General features: G+C 75.3%; 2 protein-coding genes (both only partly in view). Both read right to left on the bottom strand.

Annotated elements, in window-relative coordinates; translation table 11 throughout:
- Positions 1-2250, bottom strand: the 5' portion of a protein-coding gene (locus ACH4S7_RS32675; protein WP_398524996.1) for an amino acid adenylation domain-containing protein. The gene continues 14763 nt to the left of window position 1, outside the view; 2250 of the gene's 17013 nt are visible here — the first part of the coding sequence; the start codon lies at positions 2248-2250; its stop codon lies beyond the left edge, outside the window.
- Positions 2247-17330, bottom strand: partial view of an amino acid adenylation domain-containing protein gene (locus ACH4S7_RS32670; protein WP_398524995.1) — the 3' portion only. Its footprint extends 1038 nt past the window's final position; only the last 15084 of its 16122 coding nucleotides appear in the window; the start codon falls outside the window, past its right edge; the stop codon is at positions 2247-2249. Before ACH4S7_RS32670 ends, ACH4S7_RS32675 begins: the two co-directional genes overlap by 4 nt.

Below are 17330 nucleotides of genomic sequence, written 5' to 3'. Positions count from 1 at the left end.
GTTGCGCACCGGGTGGCGGGCGGCCCAGCGGCGGATCACCTCGGGCGGCAGCGCCTCGGTGCCGACCACCATCGACATGTCGGACGGCAGGTCGATGTCCTGGGGGAGGGAGGCGAGGACGGTCGGCGGGATGACCGCGAGGGTGATGCGGGCCTCGGTGAGGAAGGCGGACAGCGGCGCGCCGGCGCGGCTGTCGTCGGGGACGACGGTCAGCGTCGCCCCGGCGAGGAGGGAGGCGGCGATTTCCGCGAGGGTGACGTCGAAGACGGGCGAGGCGAACTGGGTCACCCGGTCGCCGGGCCCGGTGCCGAAGGTCTCCCGCGCCCATGCGGTCAGATCCGCCAGCGGCCGGTGGGCTACCAGGACGCCCTTGGGCGTGCCGGTGGAGCCGGAGGTGTGGATGAGATAGGCCGCGTGGTCGAGGCGGAGGGCCCCCCGCCGGTCGGCGTCCGTGGGGTTGTGCCGGGGACCGGTGGCGGTGAGCGTCTCCAGCGCGGTCACGGTGGCGGGCCCGGCCCAGGCGGTGACATCGGTGCCGGCGTGGACGAGTAGATGTCCGACCCCCGCACCGGTGACCAGGCCGGCCAGCCGCTCGGCGGGGTGGTCCGCGTCGAGCGGGGCGAAGACACCGCCGGCCTTGGCGATGGCGAGCTGGGCTATCAGTGTGTCGGCGCCCCGGCGCAGGGCCGAGCCGACGATGTCCTCCGGGCCGACACCGCGCGCGATCAACTGGTGGGCGACGAGGTTCGCCCGCTCGTTGAGTTCCCGGTAGGTCAGCTCACGGGCGCCGTCGATGACGGCGGGGTGGCCGGGATGGGCCGCCACCTGCCGTTCGAAGAGTGCCGGCAGGGTCGCCCGGGTGACCTCGGCGGTGTGGGCGTTGAAGGCGTCCAGGACCCGTGCGCGTTCGGTCGGGGTGAGCGGGTCGAGCCGGGCCAGCGGCCGGTGCGGATCGGCGGTGAACTCCTCGATGAGGCGCCGCAGCCGGTCGGCGAGCCGTCGGGCGTCGGCCTCGGCGACGGCGTCGGGATGGTGGCGCAGGGTCAGCAACGGTCCGCCGTCCCGGCCGGGTGCGGCGACCAGGGTGAGGGGATAGTGGGTCGCGTCCCGGCCGGTGACGGCGGCGACCCGCAGCCCGGCGAACTCCGTGCTGTCCCGGGCCTGTTCCCCCTGGTCGACCAGGTAGTTCTCGAAGACGCAGAGCGTGTCGAAGAGGGGTCCGCCGAACCCCGCGGTCCGCTGGATGTCGGCGAGCCCGATGTGGTGGTGCGGCAGCAGCGCGGTCTGCTCGGCGGCGACCCGGCGCAGCAGGGCGGCCGGCGTCTCGGCGGGCCGCAGGGCGACCCGTACCGGCAGGGTGTTGATGAAGAGCCCCACCATCGACTCCACGCCGTCGAGTTCGGCCGGGCGGCCGGAGACGGTGGTGCCGGAGACGATGTCGCGGCGTCCGGTCAGCTCGCCCAGGGCGATGGACCACAGGGTCTGCACGGCGACCGGCAGGGTCACGTCGAGGGCGCGGACGGCGCCGGCCAGCCGGGCGGCGAGACCCGGAGCCAGCTCCACCGCCACCGCGGCCGGTTCACCGGACGGCGGCCCGCCCTGGGCGGGGGCGACGATCGTCGGGCCGTCGAGTCCGGCCAGTGCGGAGCTCCAGGCCCGCGCGTCGGCTGCGGTGTCCCGGCGGGCGACCCAGGCGAGGTAGTCACGGTAGGGGCGGACCGGCGGCAGACCGGAACCGTCCCCGTCGCGCTCGTACAGGGTGAACAGCTCCTGGACGGCCCGGGCGGTCGACCAGCCGTCGAGCAGCAGATGGTGGTGGGTGAGGAGGAGCTGGTGCCGCTCCGGGCCGAGCCGGACCGCGGTGAACCGGACGAGCGGCGGGGTCGCGAGGTCGAACCGGGTCCGCCGGTCGGTGTCCGTCAGCTCGCCGAGCTGCCGGTCCCGTTCAGCCGGGGGCAGCTCCGAGAGATCGACGTCGGTCCACGGGAGGTCCACCCGGTGCGGCACGAGGGTGACCGGTTCACCGTTCTTCCGCTGCCGGAACGCCGCCATCAGATGGGGGTGGCGGTGCAGCAGCGCCTCACCTGCGCGCCGCAGCCGGGGCCGGTCCAGGGGGCCTTCGAGGTCGAAGGCGAGCTGGACGTTGTAGAGATCGGGTGCGTCGTCGTCGTACGACGACAGGAAGTACAGCCCGTGCTGAAGGGGCGACAGGGGAAGAATGTCCTGAAGTCCTGAGGGCGCGCCGGTCACGAAGTCCTCCACTCGTCTGCGAACTCATCGATTTCGTCCTGGCTCAGGGACAGCAGACCGAGGTCGGACGGGGTGTGGCCGCCCGCGGCTGCGCGGGTGGCGGTGAGCAGGGTCTCCAGGGCGGTCCGCCACCGCTCGTGGATCAGGGCGACACGGGCGGTGGGGAGCAGCAGTGAGGCGTGCTGCCAGGTCACCGACAGCTCCGTGCCCGAGGGGCGGCGCAGTGCGGTGATGCCGAGGTCGAGGGCGGTCTCCACACCGAGCGCGGCGGGGGCCCGCCACACGGCGGCGGACTCGGGCGCTGGGGTCCACGGCGCGGGCCCGGAGCCTCCGGGACCGTCCTGCGGGCGGTCCCCGGTCGGGCCGGTGTCCTCGCCCGCCGCTCCGACGTCGAAGCGGCCGAGGTAGTTGAAGCTGACCTCCGGTACGGGCAGACCGGCGAGAACGGCGCCCGACGCGGGGTCCAGATGGCGGAGCCGACCGTATCCCGCGCCGCGTGCCGGTACCGCCCGCACCTGTTCCTTGACCCGTTTCAGCAGTTTCGCCGCCTCGTGCGGGTCGGTGTGCACGGTCGCCGGGTCGATCCCGTCGAGCCGGGTCCGCATCGGATGGAGGGCGGTGAACCAGCCGACGGTACGGGACGGTTCGCGGCCCTCCAGCACCTCCGCGTCCCGGCCGTGACCCTCCAGCAGGATCAGTGCGGAGTCCTGTCCGGCGTGCTCCTGGGTGAGGGCCATGGTCAGCGCGGTCAGCAGGACGTCCTGTTCGGTGCAGTGGAAGGCGGCCGTGACCTCCGTGAGCACCGGCTCGCTCAACGCGGCCGGGATGGTGGCGGAGAACAGCCGGAGGGTGTCGGGCGTGTCCACGGCCCGGTCGAGCCGCCGCCCGCCGAGCGGGATGTCCGGGGCGGTGCCGGTGAGGGTCGCGGTCCAGTACGGCAGCTCCGCGCGGTGCGCGGCGGCCCCCCGGGCCAGCGCCAGCGCCCAGCTGCGGAAGGAGACCTCCACGGGCGGGAGGGGACGCGCCGGATCGGTGCGGAGCTGTGCCAGATCGGGCAGCAGCACCCGCCAGGAGACCGCGTCCACGACGAGGTGGTGGGCGGTCAGCAGCAGCCGTCCGGTCCGCAGGGGCCCCCGGTCGAACCAGACGGCGCGCAGCATAGGGCCGTGCTCCGGGTCGAGTCCCCCGGCGGCGGCCCGGGACGCCCGGCGTACGGCCTCCTCCAGCTCGCCCCGGCCGCCGGTCACCTCGATCCGGTGGACGGTATCGGGCCCGGTTCCGGTGGCGGGCGGTTCCGGCACCTCCAGCCGCCAGCCGCCGTCGGTGATCAGCCGTGCCCCCAGCATCGGATGGTGTCGCACCAGCGACTCCACCGCCTCCCGCAGCCGCTCGGCGCTGAGTCCGGCGTCCGTGGTGACGAGCAGGGACTGGCTGTACTCCCGGTGGTCCCCGCCGCGTTCGCGCAGGGCGTGCATCACGGGGGTCAACGGCACCGTGCCGTGGCCCGGGTCATGGACGGTCTTCTCCTCGTCCTCCCGCCGTGCCACTCCGGCGATGCCGGCGGGCGTGCGGTGCTCGAAGATCTCGCGCGGGCTGATCACCAGTCCCCTGCGCCGGGCCGCGCTCACCAGTTGGATGGAGGTGATGGAGTCCCCGCCGAGCGCGAAGAAGCTGTCATGGACACCGATCGAGGGCCGGCGCAGCAGTGTGGCCATCAACTCCACCAGGACGGCCTCCGCCTCGGTGCGTGGCCGCGCGTCGTCGTTCCCCGCCGTCGCCTCCGGTACGGGGAGCGCCGACCGGTCCAGCTTGCCGGCGGCGGTCAGTGGTAGCCGCTCCAGCGGGACCAGGGCCCCGGGAACCATCGCGGCGGGCAGCAGCCGGGCGGCGTGCCGCAGCAGCTCGTCCGGGTCCAGCTTGTCCGGGACACCCGTCACATAGCCGATCAGCCGACCGCCGCCCGCGCCGCCACCGGGGCCGCCGTCACTCAGGACGACGACGGCGTCCCGTACCGCCGGGTGGCGCAGCAGCACCGAACGGATCTCGTCGGGCTCGATCCGTACCCCGTTCAGTTTGATCTGGTCGTCGGCGCGGCCGGTGAACTCCAGCTCACCGGCGCGGTTCCAGCGGGCCAGATCGCCCGTGCGGTAGAGCCGTGCCCCCGGCGGGAGACCGAATCCGCCGGGGGCGGCGACGAAACGTCCGGCGGTGAGACCGGGCCGGCCCGGATAGCCGGTCGCCAGTTGGACACCGGCGAGGTACAGCTCACCGGCGACCCCCGGCGGCAGTGGCCGCAGCGCCTCGTCCAGGACGTAGCAGCGGGAGCCGGCACCCGGCCTGCCCAGGGGGACCATGGGCCGCTCGCCGGGGACGGCGGGCCGGGCGGAGACGTCGATGGTGGCCTCGGCGGGCCCGTACTGATTGATCACGGGCGCGGCGAACACCCGGGCGCACCGCTGGACCAGTTCATCGCTGAGCGCCTCACCGCCGCTGAACACCCACTTCAGCGCGGTGCACCCGGCGGCCCCCGGTTCGGCGACGAACAGGGCCAGCACGCTGGGCACGAAGTGGACCGCGCTGACCCGCTGTTCGCCGATGAGCCGGGCCAGCCGGGCCGGGTCGCGGTGCCCGTCGGGGCCCGCGACGACGAGGGCGGCCCCACTGAGCAGCGGTCCGAGCATCTCCCAGACCGCGACGTCGAAACCGGGCGCGGCCTTGAACAGCATCCGGTCCCCGGGTCCGAGCGGATACCGCCGCTGGGTCCACGCCAGCCGGTTGGCGAGCGCCCCGTGGGGCACCGCGACCGCCTTGGGCACGCCGGTGGATCCGGAGGTGTGCACGACACAGGCGGTCTGCGCCGGATGCGGACGCGGTACGGGCAGTTCGGCCGGACCGTCCGCCGGACGTGTCGTGAGCCACCCGCCGGTGACCGGATCGTCCAGCGCGAGCACGGGCCACGGCCGCCCCTCCGGCAGCAGCGCGAGGGCACCGGTGTGCGTGATCACCGCCCGGGGCGGGTGCCCGGCCAGCATCGCGGCGAGCCGTTCGGCGGGGTGGGCCGGGTCGAGCGGCATCAGCGCCGCGTCCGCGCGGAGCACCGCGTGGGCGGCGGCCACCAGATCCGTGGAGCGCGGCAACAGCACCGCGACCGGATCGCCGGACCCCACCCCGTGCTCCCGCAGCAGCGCGGCGAGCGCGGTGACCCGGCGGTGCAGCCCGCCGTAGTCGAGCACGCTCCCGTCCTCGATGACGGCGGGCGCGGCCGGGGTACGGGCGGCCCGCTCCGCGAAGGCGGCCGAGACACCGGGGGTCCCGTCCGCCGGGAGGGGTTCCTCCGCGCTGTTCCACTCGGTGAGGACGCGGTGCCGGGTGGCGTCGTCCAGCAGTCGCAGCGACCCGATGGGCGCGTCGGGGCGCTCGGCGAACGCCGCCAGCACCCGTAGGAACCAGCCGGCCAACTCCTCGACGGTGGCGGCGTCGAAGAGACCGGTGCGGTAGGTGATGCCACCGGTGAGCGCCCCGGCCGGACCGGAGTGCTGAACCATCGTGACGGTGAGATCGAATTTGGCGGTACGGGTGTGCACCGGCACCGGCTCACCGCGCAGCCCGTCGAACGCGGGCCCTGCGGGGGCACGGTTCTGGTGGTTGAGCATCACCTGGAACAGCGGGTGCCGGACCAGCGAGCGCTCCACCCCCAGGACGTCCACCAGCCGTTCGAACGGCACCCGGGCGTGGTCGAAGTCGGCCAGATCCGCGGCCTTGACCCGGGCGATCAGCTCCGCCGGGGTCGGGTCCCCACCGGTGTCGGTCCGCAGGACCAGGGTGTTGACGAAGAACCCCACCAGATCGTGGAGGGCGACGTCGTCCCGTCCGGCGGTCAGGGTGCCGATGGGGATGTCAGTGCCGCCGCCGAGCCGCCGCAGGAGTACGGCGAGGGCGGCATGGGCGACCATGAAGGGGGTGGCCCCGGTGCGCCGGGCCAGCAGGACCAGCCCCTCCCGCACCTCGTCGGGGACGGTGAACTCGACGACACCGCCGTCGTGTCCGCTCTCCTCGGCGCGCGGTCGGTCCAGGGGCAGCGGCAGCTCGGGCGGCGCGCCGTCGAGACGGCGACGCCAGTACGCGATCTGCCGGGCCGCCTCGCCGCCCGCCGGTTCCCCGTCGGCACGCCCACCGCCCCCGTCGGCCTCGTCGCGCTCCCCCTCCCCGTGGCCGAGGAACTCACGCTGCCACAGGGTGTAGTCGGGATAGCCGACGGGCAGCGGCTCCCACTCCGGGGCCAGGCCCCGGACCCGGGCCGCGTAGGCACCGGCCAGATCCCCGAGCAGCGGACGGACCGACCATTCGTCCGCGGCGATGTGATGCAGCAGCAGGAGCAGGACGTCCCGGCCGTCCGCGACCCGGAAGAGGGTGACCCGGAACGGCAGGTCGTCCGAGAGGTCGAAGGGCCGGACGGCCTCAGCCCGCAGCCCGGCCGCCAGCCCCTCGGCCGGGCAGTCGGCGACCCGTGGCTCCACCCTCGCCCCGGCGGCGTCGCGGACGAGCTGGTGGGCCCGGCCGTCCCGGTCCGGGAAGACGGTGCGCAACGACTCGTGCCGGGCCACCAGATCGGCCACGGCGGCGGACAGCGCACCGGGGTCGAGACGGTCGTCGAACCGGATCGCCAGCGGCACGTTGTAGGCGGCGGTCGGCGCCCCGGCCATCCGGTCCAGGAACCAGAGCCGCTGCTGCGCCGGGGAGAGGGGCAGTTCGGCGGGGCGCTCCCGCCGGGTCAGCGGCAGGGCGGCGCGCGCCGCGGGCCGCAGCAGGGCGGCGGTGGCGGCCGGGGTACGGGCGGTCAGCAGATCGCGTACGGAGATCTCCGCGCCCAGCGCGGCCCGTACGGTGCCCGCCAGCCGCATCGCGGCCAGCGAGTGACCGCCCAGCTCGATGAAGTCGTCGTGCGGTCCGACGGATCCGACCCCGAGGGCGTCGGCGAAGAGCCGGGCCAGCAGCTCCTCCCGCTGCCCGCCGGGCGCCCCGGGCCCGTACCCCTGTCCGCCGTCCGCACGCGCCGGTACCGGGGCGGGCAGTGCGGCCCGGTCGACCTTGCCGTGGGCGGTGAGCGGGATGGCGGGGACGACGACCAGCGCGGCCGGCACCAGATAGCCGGGCAGGGTCGCGGCCAGCGCCTCGCGCAGCCCGTCGGGGGTCAGGACGGCACCCGGTCCGGCCACCGCGTAGCCGACGAGCGCGGGTCCGCCGGGCAGATCGGTACGGACGGTCACGGCGGCCCGCGTGACATCGGGGAGTGCCAGCAGCGCGGCCTCCGCCTCACCCGGTTCCACCCGGTACCCGCGGAGCTTGAGCTGATCGTCGGTGCGGCCGAGGAAGTCCAGCGAGCCGTCGGGGCGTTCCCGCACCACATCGCCGGTCCGGTACATCCGCCGCCCCGCCCCGCCCCACGGGTCGGCGACGAAACGCTCGGCGGTCCGCGCCGACCGGCCGACATAGCCCCGGGCCAGCCCGGTGCCGCCGAGATACAACTCGCCGGCGACCCCCCGGGGCACCGGCCGCAGCGCGGAGTCCAGCACCCGGGCGGTCGTCCCGTCCAGCGGCCGTCCGATCGGCAGCGGCGCCCCGGCGCCGGCAGCGCCGGGAGCGTCGGGACCGACCGGGCCGGCGGTGGCGAAGGTCGTCGTCTCGGTGGGCCCGTAGCCGTTGACGATCCGCAGCCCGGGCGCGGCCCGCAGCGCGGCGGCGACAGCGGCCGGGGAGACGATATCGCCGCCGGTCCACACCTCCCGCACACCGGTGAACGCCTCGGGCGCCTCCTGGGCGAGCAGGGCGAAGAGCCCCGCGGTGAACCAGGCGGCCCCGACCGGGTTCCGGCCGAGCAGCTCCCGCCAGCGCGGCGGGTCGATCGGCGTGCCGGGGGCGAGAACCACCTCGCCGCCGCGCAGCAGGGTGCCCCACAACTCATGGGTGAGCGCGTCGAAGGAGTGCGGGGAGTGCAGCAGCACCCGGCGGTGCGCCTCGCCCGCGAACCGCGAATCGGCGGCGAGGTCGAGCACCGAACCCTGGGTGACGGCGACGCCCTTGGGCTCGCCGGTGGAGCCGGAGGTGTACATCACATAGGCGAGGTGGTCCGGACCGACCGGCACCGGAGCCGGATGGTCCCGGTCCGGGTCCTGATCGGTGCCGGCCGGCTCCCGGACGGCGAGCACCGGAATCCCCGGGTCGGTGAGCGTGTCGTCGCCGGGCGCGGTGACCAGCGCGACCGCGCCGGCGTCGGCGAGCACGGTACGGAGGCGGGCGGCCGGCCAGTCGGGGTGCAGCGGCAGGAATCCGGCGCCCGACCAGGCGATCGCGAGCAGGCCGACGACCAGCTCGGCCGATCGGGGCAGCAGCACCCCGACCACCCGGTCGGGCCCGGCCCCCGCCGCGCGCAGCCGGGTGGCGAGCCCGGCCGCGCGGTGGGCGAGTCGGGCGTAGCCGATGCGCGGACCGCCGCCGTCGAGCGTGCTCACGGCGGTCGCATCGGGCTGTCGTGCCGCGAGCGCGGCGAAGGCCGCCGCGATCCCGGGGGCGGCGCGGTGCGCCGGTGCGCCCCCGGTGAGCAGACCCGGCACTCCGGCGACGCCCTCGCCGGCGGTGGGCGCGCCGATCCGGCCGGCCGGTGTCTCGGGCCGGTGGGCCAAGGTCTCCAGCGCGTCGGCGAGCAGGCTCAGGATGTGCTCGGCCGCCGGTCCGTCGGTCAGCTCCGGCCGGTGCTTGAGGACCAGCCGCAGCACACCGTCCCGCAGGGTCACCGCGAGCGTCAGTGGATAGTGGGTGGCGTCCCGGCCGCCGACGCCCCGGACGCGCAGCCCGGCCGCGTGCTCGCTCGCGGCGAGGGCGGCGTCGTCGAAGGGGTAGTTCTCGAACACGGTCATGGTGTCGAAGAGCACGGGCAGGCCCACCGCGCGCTGGATGTCCGAGAGGCCGGTGTACTGGTGGTCGAGGAGGGCGAGACCGCGCTGGTGCAGATCGGCCACGGCGGCACCGACGGGGCGGCCGGGGGCCGTCCGTACCCGGGTGGGGAGCGTGTTGACGAAGAGCCCGATCATCGACTCCACGCCGGCGAGTTCGGCGGGCCGCCCCGAGACCGCGCTGCCGAAGACCACGTCGTCGCGGCCGGTGAGACGGCCCAGAACGAGCCCCCAACCGGTCTGCACCAGGGTGTTGAGGGTCGTTCCGCAGGCCCGTGCCCGGTCCTCCAGGGCCCGGGTGAGACCCGCGTCGAGGGTGCGTACGGCCTCGGTGGGGAACCCAGGGGCGAGACCGGCGGCGTCCGGTGCGACCAGCGTGGGTCCGGTCGTTCCGGCCAGCGCCTCCCGCCAGGCCGCCAACGCGCTCTGCTCGTCCTGCCCGGCGAGCCAGCCCAGATAGTCGGCGAAGGGGCGGCGCGCCACCGGCTCCCCGCCCGCGTACCGGGTGAAGAGGTCGGTCAGCAGCAGCGGTGCCGACCAGCCGTCCAGGAGGAGGTGGTGGCTGGTGAACAGCAGCCGGTACCGGTCGTCGCCGAGCCGGGCGAGGGTGAACCGGAGCAGCGGGGGCCGGTCCGGGTCGAAGCGCCGGGTCCGGTCCTCCCCGGCCAGCGCGGCGAGCGCGCTGACGGCGTCGGGAGCCTCCCGTAGATCCGTCTCCCGCCACGGGGGTTCGGCGCCGGAGACGGTGTACTGCACCAGGGTGCCGGTGGACAGTTGCCGGAACCCCGCCCGCAGCACGGCGTGCCGGGCCAGGACCGAGCGGGCCGCCGCGCGCAGCCGCACCGGGTCGACCGCGCCACTGATCTCCAGCTCCAACTGGACCACATAGACATCCGGTGCCGAGGGGTCCGCCAACGCGTGGTAGGCGAGGCCCTGTTGCAGCGGGGAGAGCGGAAGCGCGCCGTCCAGGGCGGGCCGGGCCGCCTCCAGCTCGGTGATCTCGGCCGGGTCCAGCGGCAGCAGCGGGAAGTCCGCGGGGCTGTGACCGGCGTATCCGGGCTCGGTGTGGCGGTCGGCGAGTTCCCGCAGCGCGCCGGTGAAACGGGCGGCGATCCGTCCGACCCGGTCCCGGTCGAGCGCGTGCTCCGCCCAGGTCCAGCGGAGGGTCAGCACGGGCCCGCCGGGGGCGTCCAGGGTGGAGGCGTTGATGGCGAGCCGGTGCCCGTCGAGGAGGCCGCCCCCGGCCGGTTCGCCGGAGGAGACGGCGGCCGACTCCGGGGCGGGGGCCCAGTGCCCGCCGGGGGTGTCGGTGGTGAACCGCCCGAGGTAGTTGAAGGCGACCCGGGCGCCGGTGGGCGCCTGGTCGTGCAGCAGTCCGTAGCCGGTGCCGTGGCCCGGTACGGCGCGCAGTTGCTCCCGGACGCGTTTGACGGCCCGGCCCGGATCGCCGGGTCCGGCGTCGAGCCGTACCGGGTACTGGGTGGTGAACCAGCCGACGGTCCGAGAGAGTTCGGCGCCCGGCAGCAGTTCCTCATGGCGGCCGTGGGACTCCAGATCGACGAGGAGTTCACCACCGACGGCGTGGGCGAGTACGGCGAGCAGGAGTTCGTCATGACGGGCGTGGAAGGCGTCGGCGACCCGGCTGAGCAGCGGTCCGGTCAGCTCGGCCGGGATCTCGGTGCGCAGCGTCCCCGTCCCGCCGCTGAGGGGGCCGGCGTCGCCGAACGGCTCCGGGGCGTCCCGCAGGGTGGCCTCCCAGTGCGGGAGTTCGGCGTGGTGCGCGCCGGCGGACGCGGTGATCCCGCGGGCCCAGTGGCCGAAGGAGGTGGCGGGCCGGGCCGGGGCCTGGCCGGTGGCGACGGCGGCGGCGAGGTCGGGCAGCAGGATCCGCCAGGAGACCCCGTCCACCGCGAGGTGGTGCACGGTCAGCAGCAGCCGCCCGTCCGCCGTGCCGCGCCGGAACCAGACGGCGCGCAGCATCCGGCCATCGGCGGGGTCCAGCCGGGCCACCGCGGCGGCCGACTCCGCGGCGATCAGCCCGCGCAGCCGGGCTCCGTCGGCCCGGTCGGCGTCGATCGTGGTCAACGGCACACCGTCGGCGGCGGGGGCCGTCTCCAGGACCGTGGTCCCGTCCTCGGCGGTCACCGTGCGGGCGCGGAGCATCTCATGGGCGTCGATGACACCGGCGAGCGCCGTGCGCAGCCGGTCCTCGGAGAGATCGGCGGGAACCGTCACGAGCATCGACTGATGGAAGCCGCGCCACTGCCGGGGGTGCCGGGCGAGCCAGGTCATCACCGGTGTGAGCGGGATCGGGCCGGACCCGGAGTCCGCCGCCGGATCTGCCGGACCGGCGGGGCTCGCACCGGTCCCGCCGGACAGCCGCTCCACGGCGGCGGCCAGCGCGGCCGGGGTGCGGTGCTCGAAGATCTGGCGCGCGGTGAGCGCGTATCCCGCCCGGCGGGCCCGCACCACCAGTTGGATGGAGGAGATGGAGTCGCCGCCGAGGGCGAAGAAGGAGTCGTCGCCCCCGGCCCGCTCCAGCCGCAGCACCTCGGCGAAGAGGCCGGCGAACTCCGCGGCGGGGCCGGCCAGGACGGTGTCGTCCGCGCCGCCGAGTACGGGTACGGGCAGGGCCGTACGGTCCACCTTGCCGTTCGGCCCGAGCGGCAGCGCCGCCAGCTCCACGATCACGGTGGGGACGAGATGGTCGGGCAGCGCGCGGGCGAGCGCCTCCCGCAGCGCACCCGTGTCCAGGCGGGACGCGCCCACCCGCGGATCGGGCACCGCGTAGGCGGCGATGAACCGCTGCCCCGGAGTGTCCTCGCGGAGCACGGCCACGGACTGCCGGACGTCCCGCCGGGCGGTCAGCGTGGCCTCGATCTCCCCCAACTCGATCCGGAAGCCGCGCAGTTTCACCTGGTCGTCGGCGCGCCCCAGGTACTCCAGCTCACCGGCGCGGTTCCAGCGGGCCAGATCGCCCGTCCGGTACATCCGGCCACCGGGCGCACCGTACGGATCGGCGGTGAAGCGTCCGGCGGTGAGTCCGGGCCGCCGGTGGTAGCCGCGGGCGAGGCCGGAACCCGACACATACAGCTCGCCCGCGGTCCCCGGCGGGACCGGCTGGAGCGCCGCGTCCAGTACGTACACCCCGGTCTCGACGACGGGCCGCCCGATCGGCACGGGACCGTGACCGGTACCGGCGGCGCACCGCCACAGCGTCGCGTCGACGGTGGTCTCGGTGGGTCCGTAGGAGTTGAACATCCGGGTACGGGACGCCCAGTTCCGGACCAGTTCGGCGGTGCACGCCTCACCCGCGACGATCAGGGTGGTGCCGGGTGCGACGGCCTCCTCGGGCAGGGTGGCGAGCACGGCGGGCGGCACGGTGAGATGGGTGATGCCGTGTTCGGTGAGGAAGCCGCCGAGCGGTGGCCCGAGCCGCCGGTCGGCGGGGACGATCTCCAGGACGGCGCCGGACAGCAGCGCCATGACGATCTCCCAGACGGAGGTGTCGAAGCTGAGCGAGGCGAACTGGAGCACCCGGGAGCCGGGGCCGGTGGCGAATCCGTCGATGACCGTACGGGCGAGGGCGGGCAGCCCGGTGTGGGAGACGACCACTCCCTTGGGGCGGCCGGTGGAACCCGAGGTGTAGATCATGTACGCGGCGGCCTCGGGCCGCGCGGCCGGCCAGGGTCCCGACGCGTGCCCGGCCGCGGCGCCGTTCGGATGCGGCAGGGGCGCCGGGGTGCCGTCCGGGGCGCCCAGGGGCGCCGGGGCGAGCACGGGCACTCCGTCCAGGCCCGGGTGGTGCGCCCCGGGCGCGGCGATCGCCAGTACCGGGGCCGCGTCGGCGAGCATGTACGCCACCCGGTCGGCCGGATAGTCCGGGTCCACGGGCAGATAGACGGCACCGGCCCGGACCACCGCGAGGAACGCGACGACCGCGTCGACGGTACGGGGCAGCACCACGGCGACCCGGTCCTCGGGCCGGACACCGTGCTCGACGAGGGCCTGGGCCACCGCGTCGGCCGCGGCGTCGAGTCCGCCGTAGGTCAGCTCGACCCGGCCGCCGGTCAGGGACTCCCCGGCGATGGCCGGTGCCTCCGGGTGCTCCGCCACCCGGGCGGCGAAGAGACCGGGCAGGGTGGCGCCGCTGGGGTCGGCGGCCGGGGCGGGGGCGTCGGGCCGGGCGAGCAGCGCGGCCCGCTCGGCGGGGTCGAGCACATCCAGTTGGTGCAGGGGAGCCCCGGGGTCGGCGACGGCGGCGCCCAGCAGCCGCACCAGCCGCTGGGCGAGCGCGGCGGCGGTCCCGGGGTCGAAGAGATCGGTCGCGTACTCCAGCACACCCTCGATGCCGTCGGTGCCGTCCCGCTCGGCCAGCGTGAAGGTCAGATCGAACTTGGCGGTGTGCGCGCCGACCGGGTAGGGGGTGGTCGTCACCCCCGGCAGTCCGACCTCGTCGCCCGCCCGGTTCTCATGGGCCAGCATCACCTGGAACAGCGGGTGCCGGGCGAGCGAGCGGTGCGGGCTGACCGCGTCGACCAGGGACTCGAAGGGAAGGTCCGCGTGGGCGTAGGCGGCCAGATCCGTCTCCCGCACGCGCGCCAGCAGTTCCGTGAAGGTCGGATCGCCCCCGGTGTCCGCGCGCAGCACGAGGTTGTTGACGAAGAAGCCGACGACGTCGTCGAGCGCGCTGTCCTGACGCCCCGCCACGGGCGTGCCGATCACCACATCCGTACCCGCCCCGGTCTTGTGGAGCAGCGCGGCGACGGCGGCGTGCGCCACCATGAACATGGAGGCGGCACCGGTACGGGCCAGCCGGCGCATCCCCCGGTGCACCTCGGCCGGGACGGTGAAGCGGGCGAATCCGCCCCGGTGGGTGGGTTCGGCGGGCCGGGCCCGGTCGGTGGGCAGCCGCATCTCCTCGGGCAGCCCGGCGAGCCGCTCCCGCCAGTGCGCCAGTTGCGCGTCGAGCAGGCCGACGGAGTCGCTCTCCTCGGTGGCGGTGGCGGTGGCGGTGGCACGCGGGGGCGCCGGGGCGGTGGAGTCCGCCGTGCCGAGGACGTCCTGCTGCCAGAGGGTGTAGTCGGCGTACTGCACGGGCAGCGCGGGCCGGTCCGGTGCCGCGCCCCGGCGCCGGGCCGCGTACGCGGTGGCCAGATCGCCGAGGAGGGGCCGGGCCGACCACTGGTCGGCGGCGATGTGATGGACGACGAGCGCGATCACATGCTGCTCGGTGTCCAGCCGCAGCACGGAAGCCCGGAGCGGGATCTCGCGCTCGATGGCGAAGACCGTGCGGGTCAGTTCCCCGACCCGCGCGTCGAGTTCGGCACCGGTCACCTCCGTCACCGTCAGCAGGTCCGGCAGCGCTTCGATCGGCAGGATCTCCTGACGGGGCCGCCCTTCGGTGGCGGGGAACACGGTCCGCAGACTCTCGTGGCGGGCGACGAGATCGCCGAGCGCCGCGCGCAGCGCGGGAAGGTCGAGCGGTCCGGTGAGGCGGGCGACGAAGGGGATGTTGTAGTGGGAGTTGGGGCCGTGCAACTGGTGCAGGAACCAGAGGCGGCGCTGGGCCGGGGAGAGCGGGATCAGCTCCGGGCGCGGGCGGGGCAGCAGCGGTGGCCGTGCGGTGCCCGCGGACTCCGTCAGGCGGGCCAGGGCGGTGACGGTCGGAGCCTCGAAGACATCGCGCACGGAGAGCTGCACGCCGAACGCCGAACGGATCCGGGACGCCAGCCGGGTGGCGAGCAGCGAATGCCCGCCGAGGGCGAAGAAGTCGGCGTCCGCGCCGACCCCGTCGCGCTCCAGCACCTCGGCGAAGAGCCCCGCGACGATCTCCTCCCGGGCCCCGGCCGGGGCCCGGGAGCCGGCGTCCGCGCGGTCCTCCGGTTCGGGGAGGGCGCGCCGGTCGAGCTTGCCGTTGCCGGTGAGCGGCCAGGCCGGGACCGGGACGATCGCTGCGGGCACCAGATAGTGCGGCAGCCGGGCCGCCAGCGCCTCCCGCAGTCGGGCCGGGTCGAGGGTGTCCGCCGCCGCCCTGGCGGTGACATAGCCGATGAGCCGGGTGCCGCCACCGGGGGCTGGCCGCGCCAGCACCTCGGCCTCCGCGACCCCTTCCAGGGCGGCGAGCGCGGTCCGCGCCTCGCCGGGCTCGACCCGGAAGCCACGGATCTGGACCTGCTCGTCGGCGCGTCCGAGATAGTCGAGTTCGCCGTCCGCCGTCCAGCGGGCGAGGTCGCCCGTGCGGTACATCCGGCCGCCCGGCGGACCGTACGGGTTGGCGACGAAGCGGGTGGCGGTCAGCGGCAGCGCGCCGAGGTAGCCGCGCGCGACGCCGGGCCCGTGGACGTACAGCTCACCCTCGGCTCCGGGGGCGACCGGCTGGAGCGCGGAGTCCAGGAGATGGATGCCGAGGTCCTCGATGGGCCGCCCGATCGGGCTCCGGACACCGTGACCGGGGGCGTCCAGCGGATCGTGGTCGCGCGGTTCGTCGTCCAGCGGGTGCGGGCCGTGCGGGCCGTGCGGGTCGTCGTCCAGCGGATGGTGGGTGACATGCACGGTGGTCTCGGTGATGCCGTACATATTGACCAGCTCGGGACCGTCGGCGCCGTGGTGGCGCCGCCAGGCGGTGAGTCGTTCAGGGGCGAGCGCCTCGCCACCGAGGACGACGGTGCGCAGCGCGAGGGGCGTCGCGCCGGGGTCGGCGCCGAGCACGGCGTCCGCGAGCTGGTGGAACGCGGACGGGGTCTGGTTCAGCACCGTCACCCCCTCGCGGCGCAGCAGCGCGGCGAACTCCTCGGGCGAACGGGTCACCGCGGGCGGCACGACGACGAGCCGTCCGCCGCTCAGCAGGGCACCGAAGATCTCCCAGACGGAGAAGTCGAAGGCGTACGAATGGAAGAGCGTCCAGACATCGGCGGGCCCGAAGCCGAACTCGTCCTCGGTGGCGTCGAACAGCCGCAGCACATTGCGGTGCTCGATCACCACCCCCTTGGGCCGGCCGGTGGAACCCGAGGTGTGGATGACGTAGGCGGTGTCCCCCGGGTGGCGGGTGACGGGCGGCGTGGTGGTGGGGAGGGCGCTCAGGCGCTGTCGGACGGGCTCGCTGTCCAGCGCGGTCCACCGGGTGCCGGTGAATCCGCCGGTGGCGACGTCCGTCGTGGTGAGACCGATGACGGGCCGTGCGACGGCCAGTTGGGCGGCGACCCGGGCTCCGGGGGCGTCGGGGGGCAGCGGCAGATAGCCCGCGCCCGCCTTCAGGACGCCCAGGACGGCGCTGATCTGGAGGGCGGAGGGGCGCAGCGCGAGGGCGACGAGGGTGCCGGGCGCCGCGCCGTGCTCCCCGAGGAACCGGGCGATCCGGCTGGATTCGGCGTCCAGTTCGGCGTAGCTCATCGCCTTAACGCCATCGCCGCCATCGCCGCCATCGGTGACGGCGATGGCGTGGGGGTCGCGGGCGACGGCGGCGGCGAACCGCTCGACCAGTGTGCCGTCGTCCGCCGGGCTGCTCTCCCCGACGGCCGGTGCGCCGTCGTCCAGGACCCGTCGGCGGTCCTGGTCGGTGAGGAGTTCCACCGCGCCGACGGGACGGTCTGGGTCGGTGGCGAGCGCGTCGAGCACCCGGACGAAGGCCGTGCCGAGCGCCGCCGCCCGTGCCGGGGAAACCCGTTCGGGGCGGTGGCGCAGCACGATCCCGGGCTCGGGGCCGGGGTGGATCACCAGCGTCACGGGATAGTGGGTGGCGTCCTCGCCGCGCACCGAGGCGACGGTCAGCCCGCCGGCCCGCTGCGCCGCGGCGAGCCCGGTGGAGTCCACTCCGAAGTTCTCGACCACGAGGAGCGAGTCGAAGTGCGCCCCCGGCCCGGCGATCTCCCGGATGCGGGCGAGCCCGAGATGGTGGTGGCCGAGGAGGGCGGTGCGATCCCGCTGGACATCGCGGGCCACTTCGCCGATGGTGCGTCCCGGCGGGGCGCTGACGGCGGCGGGCAGGGTGTTGATGAAGAGGCCGATCATCGATTCGGCGCCGTCGAGTTCGGCCGGGCGGCCGGAGACGGTGGTGCCGAAGACGACGTCCGCGCGGCCGGTGATCCGGGCCAGCGCCACGCCCCAGGCGGTCTGGTACAGGGTGGCGGC

It is taken from the genome of Streptomyces sp. NPDC020965 (assembly GCF_044333555.1).
Taxonomy (GTDB): Bacteria; Actinomycetota; Actinomycetes; order Streptomycetales; family Streptomycetaceae; genus Streptomyces.
The sequence above is the reverse complement of the archived record's forward strand: the minus strand, read 5'-3'. Positions and strand labels throughout refer to the sequence as shown.